The 13658-nt window shown below is 40.6% G+C and carries 13 protein-coding genes; 7 read left to right on the top strand and 6 right to left on the bottom strand.

All coding sequences use genetic code 11. The annotated features are described in order from the left end of the window. Nucleotides 1-8: 8 nt before the first annotated feature. Nucleotides 9-980 (bottom strand): 4-hydroxythreonine-4-phosphate dehydrogenase PdxA, encoded by a 972-nt coding sequence (gene pdxA / locus I2F31_RS12765; protein ID WP_195773979.1) that lies wholly within the window; start codon nt 978-980, stop codon nt 9-11. Nucleotides 981-1238: 258 nt separating this feature from the next. Here pdxA and rplM point away from each other — a divergent pair, with 258 nt between their 5' ends. Together rplM and rpsI are read left to right on the top strand one after the other, a co-directional pair. After that, on the top strand, nt 1239-1667 hold the full coding sequence (rplM, locus tag I2F31_RS12760; RefSeq protein ID WP_195770000.1) for a 50S ribosomal protein L13: 429 nt from the start codon (nt 1239-1241) through the stop codon (nt 1665-1667). Nucleotides 1668-1679: 12 nt separating this feature from the next. After that, nucleotides 1680-2066 carry a 30S ribosomal protein S9 gene (rpsI, locus tag I2F31_RS12755; RefSeq protein WP_195769999.1) on the top strand — a complete coding sequence of 129 codons (387 nt, stop codon included), beginning with the start codon at nt 1680-1682 and terminating at the stop codon, nt 2064-2066. A gap of 62 nt (nt 2067-2128) precedes the next feature. On the opposite strand, the gene I2F31_RS12750 is transcribed toward rpsI, so the two are convergent. Beyond that, entirely contained in the window at nt 2129-3331 is a 1203-nt protein-coding gene (locus tag I2F31_RS12750; RefSeq protein WP_195769998.1) for a glycoside hydrolase family 28 protein, read from the bottom strand. A 188-nt stretch (nt 3332-3519) separates the two neighbouring features. On the opposite strand from I2F31_RS12750, the gene I2F31_RS12745 reads away from it, so the two are divergent. Together I2F31_RS12745 and I2F31_RS12740 are read left to right on the top strand one after the other, a co-directional pair. Next, on the top strand, nt 3520-4173 hold the full coding sequence (locus I2F31_RS12745; protein ID WP_195769997.1) for a glutathione S-transferase N-terminal domain-containing protein: 654 nt from the start codon (nt 3520-3522) through the stop codon (nt 4171-4173). Nucleotides 4174-4182: 9 nt separating this feature from the next. Next, entirely contained in the window at nt 4183-4608 is a 426-nt protein-coding gene (locus I2F31_RS12740; protein WP_195769996.1) for a ClpXP protease specificity-enhancing factor, read from the top strand. Nucleotides 4609-4674: 66 nt separating this feature from the next. On the opposite strand, the gene I2F31_RS12735 is transcribed toward I2F31_RS12740, so the two are convergent. The 3 genes from I2F31_RS12735 to dxs all read right to left on the bottom strand — a co-directional run bounded on the left by I2F31_RS12735 (nt 4675) and on the right by dxs (nt 9726). Further along, nucleotides 4675-6480 (bottom strand): DEAD/DEAH box helicase, encoded by a 1806-nt coding sequence (locus tag I2F31_RS12735; RefSeq protein WP_195773978.1) that lies wholly within the window; start codon nt 6478-6480, stop codon nt 4675-4677. A gap of 375 nt (nt 6481-6855) precedes the next feature. Then, nucleotides 6856-7686, bottom strand: coding sequence for an inositol monophosphatase family protein (locus tag I2F31_RS12730; RefSeq protein ID WP_195769994.1), 831 nt, complete (start codon nt 7684-7686; stop codon nt 6856-6858). Between the two features lie 114 nt (nt 7687-7800). Further along, nucleotides 7801-9726, bottom strand: a complete 1926-nt coding sequence (gene dxs / locus I2F31_RS12725) for a 1-deoxy-D-xylulose-5-phosphate synthase (protein ID WP_195773977.1) — start codon at nt 9724-9726, stop codon at nt 7801-7803. A 297-nt stretch (nt 9727-10023) separates the two neighbouring features. On the opposite strand from dxs, the gene ribA reads away from it, so the two are divergent. The 3 genes from ribA (at nt 10024) to I2F31_RS12710 (ending at nt 12080) form a co-directional block, all read left to right on the top strand. Beyond that, nucleotides 10024-10644, top strand: a complete 621-nt coding sequence (gene ribA, locus I2F31_RS12720; protein WP_195769992.1) for a GTP cyclohydrolase II — start codon at nt 10024-10026, stop codon at nt 10642-10644. Nucleotides 10645-10759: 115 nt separating this feature from the next. Beyond that, on the top strand, nt 10760-11710 hold the full coding sequence (gene hemF, locus I2F31_RS12715) for an oxygen-dependent coproporphyrinogen oxidase (RefSeq protein WP_195769991.1): 951 nt from the start codon (nt 10760-10762) through the stop codon (nt 11708-11710). Nucleotides 11711-11867: 157 nt separating this feature from the next. Then, the gene (locus I2F31_RS12710; RefSeq protein WP_195769990.1) at nt 11868-12080 is read left to right on the top strand and encodes a hypothetical protein; all 213 of its coding nucleotides are present in this window, start codon (nt 11868-11870) and stop codon (nt 12078-12080) included. A 61-nt stretch (nt 12081-12141) separates the two neighbouring features. Here the strand turns inward: I2F31_RS12710 and I2F31_RS12705 are convergent, their stop codons facing one another. Then, nucleotides 12142-13635, bottom strand: a complete 1494-nt coding sequence (locus tag I2F31_RS12705) for an OmpA family protein (protein WP_195773976.1) — start codon at nt 13633-13635, stop codon at nt 12142-12144. Nucleotides 13636-13658: the final 23 nt, after the last annotated feature.

The following is a 13658-nucleotide window of genomic DNA, read 5'->3' as shown; positions in this document are numbered from 1 at the left end:
CCAACAAATTATTTAGCATGTGCCAACTGTAATGCCAACATTACAGCCACATGTAAACTAGAAGCTTTGGCTTGACCTGTACCTGCTAGACTCAGTGCCGTACCATGGTCAACAGAAGTGCGAATAAACGGCAAACCTAAGGTAATATTGACCGCTTCACCAAATCCTTGTGATTTTAACACAGGTAACCCTTGATCATGATACATTGCCAACACGGCATCGGCATCTTTTAAATAATCTGGTCTAAACAACGTATCTGCAGGCAATGCCAAACTGATCTGTTCACCACACTCACGATACCCCATCAACACAGGGTTAATGGTATCAATCTCTTCATGGCCTAAATATCCCCCCTCACCTGCATGTGGGTTTAAACCACAGACCAATATTTTAGGCTGAGTAATTTTAAATTTTTCTTTTAAATCAGCAATCAAAATATCAATCACTTGGGTTAAACGCTGTGGGGTAATATTTTCTGCCACTGCTTTTAAAGGTAAATGCGTCGTGACCAATGCCACTCTCAGTGAGGTTGTGGCCAACATCATCACCACTTGTGGCACGCCCGCCATCTCCTGATAAAACTCTGTATGGCCACTAAATGCAATACCTGCATCATTGATCACCGACTTTTGCACAGGTGCTGTCGCAACACCTACACTTTTTCCAGATAAAGCATACTCAGCAGAACGTTTGAGTTGTTCTATGACATAGCTTGCATTCTTTATATTTAGCTCACCTGCTTGCACATGATCATTTAATACCACAGGTTCAATATACAGTTGATTCAGCGGTGCAGGCACAGATTGACCTGTATAAATAATACATTCAACACGCAACCCTAACTGCTGAGCACGGGCTTGCATTAAATCTAAATCTGCTAAAACCACCACAGGACGCTCATATACCTGACTTGCCAAAGACAAACAAATATCTGGCCCAATACCCGCAGGTTCGCCACTGGTCACATAAAGTGGTTTCATAGATCTTCCCGTAAGTTTTCAGTCATCAATACTAAGTTTGACAATTATACGCCAACTGGACTGCTAGACTGTTGCATTTTGCTAAATCAAACTAAAAAATACAGCTAAATTACTTTTCATTGTCTAGTGATTAAGCTAGAATGTGCCCTCAATTTTATATTGATGTTGTGGCCTCAAATGATTTTTTCATAGATGTCCAACTTTTTTATTGTTTGAGCACTCTCATGTTCAAACCAACTATAATAGGTAATGTAGTAGATGAAAACTCTCAGCGCAAAGCCAGCTGAGGTTCAACACGACTGGTTCGTTGTTGATGCTTCTGGCAAAACTCTTGGTCGTTTAGCGACTGAAATCGCTCGCCGTTTACGTGGTAAGCACAAAACATCTTTCACACCTCACGTTGACACTGGCGATTACATCGTTGTGATCAATGCAGAGCAAGTTCAAGTGACTGGTAAGAAGTCTTTGAACAAAAAATACTATCGCCACACTGAATTCCCAGGCGGTTTAAAAGAAACTAACTTTGAAAAGTTAGTTGCACATAAACCTGAAGAAATCTTCCAACGCGCTGTAAAAGGCATGTTGCCAAAAGGCCCTCTTGGTTATGCTATGATCAAGAAAATGAAAGTGTATGCTGGTAGCGAGCACCCTCATACTGCTCAACAGCCACAAGTTTTAGACGTCTAAGGGATACTGCACATGGCTACTAATTATGGTACAGGTCGCCGTAAGACCGCAACTGCACGTGTTTTCTTGTCTGCTGGTACAGGAAACATCAAAATTAACAACCGCTCTTTAGAGCAATACTTCGGTCGTGAAACTGCACGTATGGTTGTTCGTCAACCATTAGAGTTACTTGACGTTGTAACTAAATACGACCTTTACATCACTGTAAAAGGTGGTGGTATTGGTGGTCAAGCTGGTGCTATCCGTCACGGTATTACTCGTGCATTGATTGCATCTGACGAAACGTTGAAATCTTCACTTCGTCAAGCTGGTTTCGTTACTCGTGATGCTCGTGAAGTTGAACGTAAGAAACTTGGTTTACGTAAAGCACGTAAGCGTCCTCAGTTCTCTAAGCGTTAATTCGGTTAAAGATACTGGACAAAAAACCTCGGATTTTCCGAGGTTTTTTTATCCGTGCATGATTATTTTTTTACATTTGCACGTTGTACTAACCAATCTACATCCTCTAAGCCATGCACATCTTGTAAATGAATTTCTAAAGGTTGCACTGCATTTAAACCATTAAAAACCAGCTGTGATTTACCTAAAATTTGAATGTTTTGGTACTGAATATCATGCCAATTGGCCTTCGTATCCCCCGCTTTATTTTCATACACAGTATCTTGGACTAAGGCATGTTTTACATTTGCTAATGTCACATTTTTATACACCACTTGAGAAACCTCACCTGCTGCCGAACGGTCACTTTTAATTCTCAACCCATTTTCCGCATTATGAATAGACAACCCATCAACATCTACCGCATAAACACCTGCTTGCGTTTCACTGCCAATAGATAAACCATGCCCTGCACCAAAATCATTATCAATAATAGAGATATGATGTGATGGGCCTGTATGTATATTGGCTTTAATCGCAATATGGTCATCGCCTGTAGAAATATAACTGTGTGTAATGGTGACATTTTCCGATGAGTTAATATCTATAGCATCTGTATTTCGAGCATCACTTGGGTTATCTAAATGTAATCCCCATACTGTTAAACCATTACTTTGTGCAAAAACCAACCCAAAGTGTGGTGCATTTTGAATATTTAACTGATAAAAAGTCAAATCATGGCTATGGTTGATTTGAATTAAACGGGGTGAACTATATTTCTCGTGTAGATGCTGTGCTTGTCTTGCCAATTGCCACCAACTCCATGGCTGGTCTTGTAATTGTTGGTCGCCTTGGCCATCTATTTCTCCTGGGCCATAAATTCCACTGCCAGAAACATGGTCAAAGGTAATTATGGGTAAACAACCATTCCCATCTCCTCCCAAAGTGCCACAACTGTGATTTCCTCGATCAAAAACTGCACTTCGATTCATTGCATGTAATACCACACCTGAATCAATTTCTAGACTTACACCTGTTGGCACATGCAAAGGTCCTGTTAAAAATACAGTTTGAGTGGCTGTTTTTTTAAGTGCTACAGCTTGACCTTTCGCACAATTCATCAGTGCAGTCTGAATACTTTGCGTACTGTCATCATTATTTGCAAATAATGTTTGGCATATTTTAGGTTGTTTGGGTTCAACCACTGACCGCGTATCTTGTGCAAAGCTCAATGAACATAAAAAGCATACACATAAACTACAACTATATTGTGCTAAATTTGGCATAGAATTTATTATCAGGATGCTATGATGGGTATATGATCTCAACATACCAAGATAATCATTTGCTTAAAATTCAACTTGAATAACCTAAATCGTACATGATTGTATGCAAGAAAAGAAACGGCTTAACCCGTGCTTTTAAAACATATTTTTAGTATGCTAAATGATTGACGTAAACTTGCAGTATTTTCATGACACTCGACATTTCAGACAATCAAAGTATGACTCTACTGAGTCACTCAGATGATTTTAGATCACACTGGGTACGTTTTATGCTTGCTGAAAAAGAGATAAAACATCAACTGATTTTAACAGACTATGATGATGAAGACTTCATCTCACTCAGTCCATATCAAAATCTACCTGTACTGCTCGATCAAGGCGTTAAACTGTTTAATACTGCAATTATTGCCGAATATTTAGATGATCGTTACCGTCAAAACAAGCTATTTACAGACACCCCTATTCAACGTGCAGAACAACGGCAATATATTTGGCGTTTTGAAAAAGATTGGTTTCAATTGGCTGACCACATGCTACGCCATGCCGATAGTTTAGATCCTCAAAAGAAACAACTCGCACAAAAAAAGTTAAAAGATACGCTTATCTCGCTCACACCACTGTTTCAACATTTTCCTTTTTTTATGTCTGATCATTTTTCAGTCTTAGATTGTATGATTGCTCCAATGTTACTGCGCTTAGAAGAGATGGGAATTCAACTACCACCTGCACAGTGTCGAGCGATTCTTTTATACCAACAAAAAATATTTAATCGTACAGGCTTTGTCAAAGCCATGACAACACAAGAAAAAAATAGGTATAGTAAACATATTGTAAAACGCTAGAGTAAACCCATGTCTGACCAAGAAATACAACTCACGCCTACACGCCCGTATCTTGCACGTGGCATTTATGAGTGGATTTGTGATAACCAACTCACACCTTATTTATTGGTGGATGCAACACAACCCAATACAGATGTACCCTTACAATTTGTTAAAGATGGACAAATTGTTCTCAATACAGCCCCTCATGCCGTACACCAACTTAATATGAGCAATGATGCCATTACCTTTTCTGCAAGATTTGGTGGCGTGTCGAAGCATATTTATGTGCCATTTGCAGCATTGATTGGTATTTATGCCAAAGAAAATGGACAAGGCTTATTTTTTGATCCAACCGAATATGATGGTGTGCAAGCCCCTAAACCTGAAGAAAAACAAGCAGAAGAGCCAGTTGCTGAAGTTAAAAAGAGACCAAGCTTAAAAATTGTAGAATGATCAAATCTTTTAAAAGCACATAAAAAAAGCCAGTATAAATACTGGCTTTTTTACATCTAAAGCAAATTAGTCGTTGAATTTACGACGTGGGCGGTCATCAAAACGACGCTCACCAGCTGGCTTGCTTGATTTTCTGTAATCTGTACGGTTGCCACGGTTGTCATCTGAAGCACCAAAACGAGGCTTATCATTAAAACGACCCGCATCACGGTTTGGACGGTCTGAGTTAAACTCACGACGTGGACGATCTGAACCAAATTCACGGTTCGGACGGTCTGAATTAAATTCACGACGTGGACGATCTGAGTTGAACTCACGCTTTGGACGATCTGAGCCAAAATCACGGTTCGGACGGTCTGAATTAAATTCACGACGTGGGCGATCTGAGTTGAACTCACGCTTTGGACGATCTGAACCAAAATCACGGTTCGGACGGTCTGAGTTAAATTCACGACGTGGGCGATCTGAACCAAAATCACGGTTCGGACGGTCTGAGTTAAATTCACGACGTGGGCGATCTGAACCCGCATCACGGCTTGGACGGTCTGAATTAAATTCACGACGTGGGCGGTCACCATCACGTTTAAATTTGTTTTCGCCTTCAAAGCGACGACCACCACCAAAACCACCACCGCGACGGCCATCACGTTTACCACCGCCATTACCACGACCATTGCCACCGTCACGACGTGAACGAGCAGGAGGTGGAGATGGCTCTAGACCTTCAATTTCAGATACTTTTAGGTTTGTTTCTAAGTAGTCTTCTAAAGCACGAATCTTGCCACGCTCACGATACGTTGCCAATGTCACTGCTTGACCTGTACGGCCAGCACGACCTGTACGACCTACACGGTGTACATAGTCTTCGTTTTTCATTGGTAAACCAAAGTTAATCACGTGAGAAATTGTCGGAACGTCTAGACCACGTGCAGCAACATCAGTTGCAACTAAAATACGTGCACGACCTTCACGAATACTGCGTAAACGACGGTTACGTACGGTTTGTGGCATTGCACCGTGTAAAGCAACAACAGAGTGACCCGCTTCTGCTAGCTCTTCAGCCAACATATCTGTGTCTTCTTGTGTGCTTGCAAATACAACAGCTTGATCTAAGCTTTCATCGCTTAACCAATGAGAAAGCAATTTTTTCTTGTGCTCAAAACCATCAGTCCAATGTAATGTTTGCGTTACATCTGTGTTGGTTGAGTGACCAGTTTCAATCGCAATACGCTGTGGGTCGTTCATCATGCGTTCAGCAAGATTGATGATACGGCCTGCAAATGTTGCAGAGAACATTAATGTTTGCTTACGGTTGCTTGCAAAATCACTGATTGCCTCTAGGTCTTCAGAGAAACCTAAATCTAGCATACGGTCAGCTTCATCGACAATTAACGCATCTACTTGGTCAAGTTTGATTTGACGACGGTTAACTAAATCTAATAGACGACCAGGTGTTGCAACAACAACTTGTGCACCTTTAAGCTGTTGAATTTGCTTACCAAAAGGCATACCACCCATAACAGCGGCAATACGAACACCTTTCATGTGGCGAACAAATGCAATTGCATCTTGGCTCACTTGCTGTGCAAGTTCACGTGTTGGGCAAAGCACTAAAATATTGGGTTGAGTGACTGCACGCATGCGGTCTTTGAATGATACAAGTACGTCGCTTGATGCAAGTTGGTTTAATGTTGGCAATAAAAATGCTGCTGTTTTACCTGAACCAGTTTGGCTAGATACAAGTAAGTCTTTACCAGCGATAGCGGCTGGAATCGCCTGCTCTTGTACAGGCGTTGGGCTTGTAAAATTTAGCGCCTCTAATGCTTGTTTAAGAGATTCGTGTAATGAAAAATCGGCAAAAGTTTTGCTCATAGAGAGTCTCACCCAAAGTGGGTGCTCCATTTAATAATGAAAAATAAACATCGGCAACAGCGGCCAGTAACATCAGCTGAATAATTATAAGATTCAGCGGCGATCCGAGATACGACGATGTGGATAGTACGCACGCTTGATACGATAGCAACCTGAAGAATCGCTTTCAGCGATTGGGGCGCGAGAGTTCGTCCTCTATGGACCGACGCGCATACACAATAATAAGAAGAGAAATGTTCAGGTAATGAACGGAAATGAAGTGCGTGGGCGAATTATAGCAATGTTTTTTTAAATGTCACGTTATTTTTTTGTTTTTTTAAATAAATATAAAAAGGGCAATCTTTAATTGCCCTTTTATTGAATCACTAATAACAATTATTTTACAGCATCTTTCCAAGATGGCGTTACAGCTTGCATCAATGGCTTCAACATTTTCATTGACGTTGCAATCACTTGGCCATTTTGCATTGAATCTGAGCCACCACGTGCATCAACAACAATACCACCTGCTTCTTTTACAATAAGTTCGCCTGCAGCAATATCCCATGGCTTTAAACCCAGTTCAAAGAAACCATCAAAACGACCAGCCGCAACATATGCTAAGTCAAGTGCAGCTGAACCACCACGGCGGAATTGTGCACCTGCTTCTGTAATCGCTAACATCGCATCAAAATGCTGTTTTGCATAAGATACAACTTCTTCACCACGCTTAGCACGGTAAGCATGACCTACAGAAATAAATGTGTTTTCTAAGCTTTCTTTGACATTCACACGAATACGGCGTTGGTTTAATACCGCACCACGGCCACGACTTGCAGAGAATAATTCATCACGAACAGGGTCATAAATCACACCATGCTGTGTCACACCTTTGTGTTGAACAGCAATCGAAATACAAAAGTGTGGTAAACCTTGAATAAAGTTTAACGTGCCGTCAAGTGGGTCAATCACCCAACACCAATCAGCATCGTGACCTTTACCCTCTTGTAAACCAAACTCTTCGCCTAAAAAGCTGTGATTTTTATAGCTTTTGCGAAGCGTATCAATGGTTAATTGCTCGATATAACGATCAACACGAGTAACTGGGCCCTCAATGCCTTTTTCTTCAACCTGTAGGTCTAATTTATGACGATTTTGATGTGCCTTTAAAAGCTCTTGACCAACTAATTGAGCTGCTCTTGCAGCCATGACCACCATCGGTTCCATTAAACACCCACACTAAATATTGAAGATTTTGACAAAGAGTAATGCATATAAGCCATATTATTTTAGCAAATTAGCCCTATTTTAGATAGGATTTATTCTAAAATAATTTCAAAATTATAAAATGACCTGCATTGTTTTATGCCATGCCTGCTCCACACTATGCGCAATACCTGTTGCATCAAGACCTGCATCTTGCAACATTTGACTGTGCTCTGCATGCTCTAAAAAGCAATCTGGCAAGCCTAAGTGAATGATTGGTTTTACAATATTGGCTTGAGCCATATATTCATTTACAGCACTGCCTGCTCCGCCCATGACTGCATGTTCTTCTACAGTCACAAATAGATTGGTTTTGTCGCTATATAAATCAATCAGTTGGTGGTCTAGCGGCTTAATGTAACGCATATTTACAACGCACACGCCTACATCTAAATGCTCAAAAATAGATTGTGCAGCCTGCATTGCAGGTGCAACACGACTACCAAAAGCCAAAATTGTAATCTGCTCATCACTTTTTGCATTCAACTGCAATACGACTTCAGCACGACCAATCTCTAAACGTGTAAAGTCTGCATCCATTGTCACGCCTAAACCTGCACCTCTTGGGTAACGCACAGCAGCAGGGCCTGCGTAATGGTATGCTGTATGCAACATTTGACGGCATTCATTTTCATCTTTCGGTGCCATTAATACCAAATTTGGAATCGTACGCATGTACGCATAGTCATATACACCCGCATGTGTTGGGCCATCTTCACCCACCAGCCCTGCACGGTCAATTCCAAAAGTCACATCTAAATTTTGTAACGCAATGTCGTGAATCAGTTGATCATAACCACGTTGCAAAAAGGTCGAATAAATAGCAACGACTGGCTTAACCCCTTCACAAGCCATACCTGCAGCTAAAGTCAGCGCATGTTGCTCTGCAATGGCAACATCAAAGAAGCGATTTGGGTATGTTTTTGCAAATTCAACCATACCAGAACCCTCACACATGGCAGGGGTAATGGCAAGGAGTCGTGGATCTTGCGCGGCTTCATCACATAACCACTGTCCGAACACATCTGAATATTTTGGTGCTTTTTTCGATGTGATCACAGGCTGCGTGGTGACAGTTTGCGAGACTTTAGCAATAGCATGATATTGAATTGGGTCTGCTTCTGCAGGCGAGAAACCTTTACCTTTTTTAGTATAAACATGTATTAAGCGTGGGCCTTTACGCTGTTTAACTGCATTAAACACGCGCACCATTTGCTCGAGGTCATGTCCATCAAATGGACCATAGTACTCAAAACCAATCGCTTTAAATAAGTTATCTGTTTCTTGGGTTGCAGGTTGATGTAGTCTTGAGCGGTATTCCCAGTCTGGGTGTGGCTCAAGTACAGGCTTACCATTGACATCAATATTAACAAATTGGCCTTGTTGCCAAATGCCTGCCAAGTGCTTGGCAAATCCACCTGTACTACATGAAATTGACATGTCATTATCATTCAGCACCACCATAATATCAGCTTGATGAGCGACTGCATCATTCATGGCTTCAAATGCCATACCTGCAGTCATTGCACCATCACCAACTACGGCAACCACTTCGCAAGGTTTCTTTTGATAACGGCGGGCCAACGCCATACCCACAGTAGCAGAAATTGCCGTTGATGAATGTCCAACCCCAAACGTATCAAAAATAGACTCATCTCTTGTAGGGAAAGCCGCTAAACCACCTTTTGATCGGATTGTTGTGATTTGCTCACGGCGACCTGTCAGAATTTTATGTGGATAGGCTTGATGACCCACATCCCAAATTAAACGGTCTAGTGGCGTGTTTAAACAATAATGTAATGCAATTGTCAGCTCTACCACACCCAAGTTGGCTCCAAAATGGCCACCACTTTTTCCTGCCGCATACAAAATGTATTGACGTAACTCATTTGCCACTTGCACAAGTTGTGATGAAGCAAATTGACGTAATTGTTCAGGACCATGAATCTGATCTAACAATGGCGTAACAGGACGCTGAGCTGGTATTTCTGTATACAACATATGTAGCGGAGCCTTTTTTAGCCTGGCAAACCCGAAGCTAGGGGGTAATATTGAAACCGACAATTCTATATCATCGGTACTTATTTTCAATGTAATATATGCAAAGATGTATTTTAGTGTGAACACTTACCGTATATCTATGTAAATTATCTAAAAAAAATGAACCCTTATTCAATGACTAATTTTTAACTTTTGATGAAAATAAAATATTTGATGGCGTTTTTGTATATTTAATCTACGTAAGACATCTGCTTGGGCTATAATTTTTAATAGTTATAATATGGAAGAATGTATTTTATGCCGATAAAATTTATCGCAACCTCTCAACTCCCAACGGCTTTTGGTAACTTTGAGATTAGTGTATTTCAAGATCCAGAAACCAAAGAGGAACATGTTGCTCTATCTAAAGGCTTGGTAAATGCTGAGGCTCCTGCTCAGCCTGTATTGGTTCGCATTCATTCAGAATGTCTAACAGGTGATGCGTTTGCTTCACTCAAATGCGACTGTGGCCCCCAATTACAAGCCACGCAAAAAATGATTCAAGATGCTGAACAAGGCGTGATTTTATATTTACGCCAAGAAGGTCGTGGCATTGGCTTAACCAATAAAATTCGTGCCTATGCTTTACAAGACCAAGGACATGATACCGTTGATGCAAACCTCATGTTGAACTTGCCTGCAGATGCACGACGTTATGATATGTGTAAAATCATGCTCGATCATTTAAAAGTCAAGCAAGTCAAACTGATTACCAACAACCCATTAAAAGTACAAGCACTCACCGACTTAGGCATAGATGTGACTGATCGTGTGGCTTTAACTGTGGGACTAAACCCATTTAATGAGTCTTACTTAAAAACCAAAGTGAGTCGTATGTCACACCTGTATAAAAAAGAAGACTTTAACCGACGCTCTTAAATTAAAAAATAAATTAAGTTAAGGGATTTTATCCATATTAAATCCCTTACTTTTTCTATGGTTTTATGTTCTTATAGTGGCTCTACCGACTACAACTAATCACTATGAGGTTGTTATGCAAAACCCATCTCATGTAGATATTCAGCGCGTTAAAGACTTTCTACTTGATTTACAAGCACGTATTTGTACAGCACTAGAACAACAAGAAATGTCAGGTCAGGGAACTGCAAAATTTATCATTGATGATTGGATACGTACAGAAGGTGGCGGTGGCCGTTCACGCGTACTACAAGATGGTACAGTGATTGAAAAAGGTGGCGTGATGTTTTCACACATCGATATTAAAAACTTACCTGCCTCTGCCACTGCTCGACACCCTAATATTGCAGGGGCAAAGGCTCAAGCACTTGGCGTATCATTGGTCATTCATCCGAAGAACCCACACATTCCCACCTCTCATGCCAATATTCGTTTATTTGTAGCAGAACCTGAGGGACAAGACCCCATTTGGTGGTTTGGTGGTGGTTTCGATTTAACACCATTTTATGCAGATGACGAAGACATTCAGCAATGGCATAAAAATGCTTTTGATTTATGCAAACCATTTGGCGATACAGTCTATGCAGAACACAAACAATGGTGTGATGATTACTTTTACCTCAAGCACCGTGACGAACAGCGTGGCGTAGGTGGCTTGTTCTTTGATGATTTAAACCGCTGGGACTTTGAAACCTGCTTTAAATATATTCAAGCCGTGGGCAATGGCTACTTAAATGCCATCATTCCTATTTTTGAGAAGCATCGTGAACAACCCTACACCCAAGCACAAAGAGATTTTCAACTCTATCGCCGTGGCCGTTATGTTGAGTTTAACTTGGTGTATGACCGAGGCACGCTGTTTGGCTTACAAACAGGTGGGCGGATTGAATCTATTTTGGTCAGTTTACCCAATGCAGTCAGCTGGAGCTATAGACCAATATGGGAAGAAGGATCTGCTGAAGAGCGCTTAACAAGCTATTATCTAAAGCCTCGTGACTGGCTCACTTTAGCACCGCCTACTCAATAAGCATGTGGTTGAAGTCATTAATTTTTGAACCGCTTACATTCTGTTAAGATTTTTATGGATAAATTTTAATTTATTCATATTTATTTAATAGATTTACTCTATGATATGGTCTAAATATTATTAAGCACAGCGTAAGCGTGTAGGATTTATAAAAATTATGCTTAAGCATCTTCATCAACATAAATGGCTGACGCTCTCAACAATTTCTACAGCCCTGATGTTAAGTGCAATCGGCTCTGTTTTTAGGCATAGTAATGATGTGTTATTTGACAGTGTATCTATTACTGTCAGTGTCATTTTAGCGCTGTCAATCTGCCTATTTTTATCATTATTTGTCATTGAAAAAGTGCAAGACATCTGTAACCCATAAATCAAGACCATTTAAATAAAAAATGCAGACCGTGGTCTGCATTTTTTATTGATATATAAAATTATTGGCTTTTTACAACATCTGTTTGCCCATTTGCAGTATCAATCACTTTAAACTCAATACGGCGGTTCTTAAAACGTCCCTCTGCAGTGGCATTGTCAGCCACAGGGTTATCTGCACCATAGCCTACAGCTTGTAATCGATCAGCAGATATGCCCTTTTCAACCAAGTAGTCTACAACAGATTGGGCACGGCGTTGAGACAGCTTTTTATTGGCTTCTGCATTTCCTGTCGAGTCTGTGTAGCCATCGGCAATCAATTTCACATGAGGTACATCTTTAAGCAAGGTCACCGCTTGGTCTAAAATTTCTTTATTACGCGCAGGTAAATCTCTTGAACCTGTCGGGAAGTTAATAATTTGCAAGTTCAATGCATGTGCAATATCTTCAAGTTTTGCTTGTTGACCTAAGTTTGCTAAAGCCTGTTTACTGTCATCAATACTTTGACTTACAGATTGCTCTTCATTCAATGGTACAGTCGCTGTTACCTCTAAATCTGGAGCAAGACCCTTAATTTCAGTTACCAATGTAGCAAGTGCTGCCTTATTGGGCGCATTGACAAAAAATTGATTACCCTTCCACTCAAAACTTGCATCAGGAACTTTATTAATCGCAGTTAAAATGGCTTCTAAATGAGCCGTACTTGGCAAATCAGTCGCATATGCTGTGTCTGCCATCACCTTACAATTTGAAATTGCGGCACCAAATACTTTTTCTATCGCAGACTTAATCTTGACTGCCAATGAATCATTACCCACTTTCGCCACACACGAATGAAGTGTATTTTCTTTTCCTGATATTAAAGCCAAATAAGCGGGTGCTGTAGTTTTTGCAACATCAGAAGCATTACTTGGCGCAGAAGCACTTGACGATGCCTCACTTGCAGTAGATGGACTGGTTACAGGCTCATTCGGTTTTTGGCATGACCTTAAACCGAAGAAGACTAGAATTGCTAAAATAATTAATGCAAGAATCGGAAATATTTTTCTAAAAATACTGATAGGTTTATCTGTTTTTTGTGCATAGACATGCTGTGATTTTATTTCACTTCCAAGTACTGCACCTAACCCCAAAGCAGATAGTAGACCTGAGGCCCATGCAGGAAAAGCGCTAGCAATTGTGGTCATATGCTCAGATAAATAACCTGCAAAACCATGCGGACCAACTTCATCTTTAATGGCTTCAATACTCGGTACAATGGACTGATCAAGTAATGAAACTACTGTTTGATCCGGCAAACTATGGTGGCTTGCTAAACGATGAACCAACTGTTTCGTAATGGGTGCATCATCAGCAAACAGATGCGCAAGAGCACTGCCTTTATTCGCTAAAATCGCATCAACTCTGTCTGGGAACTTATATAGTAATGACAAAAAAATAGGATAAAACTGAGCGAGTAAAGATGCTTTCTTATCTGCATCAATCTCTAGCTGTTGGGCACTTACAATCTGTGGTGTAACTTTCTGTTTTAGTAGCTCGATTGGGCTTATTGACATTATTGACTCCAAATTTATTGTTT

The sequence above is a fragment of the Acinetobacter rathckeae genome, from assembly GCF_015627125.1.
In the GTDB taxonomy this organism is placed as follows: domain Bacteria; phylum Pseudomonadota; class Gammaproteobacteria; order Pseudomonadales; family Moraxellaceae; genus Acinetobacter; species Acinetobacter rathckeae.
This window is presented reverse-complemented; position numbering and strand designations above follow the sequence as displayed.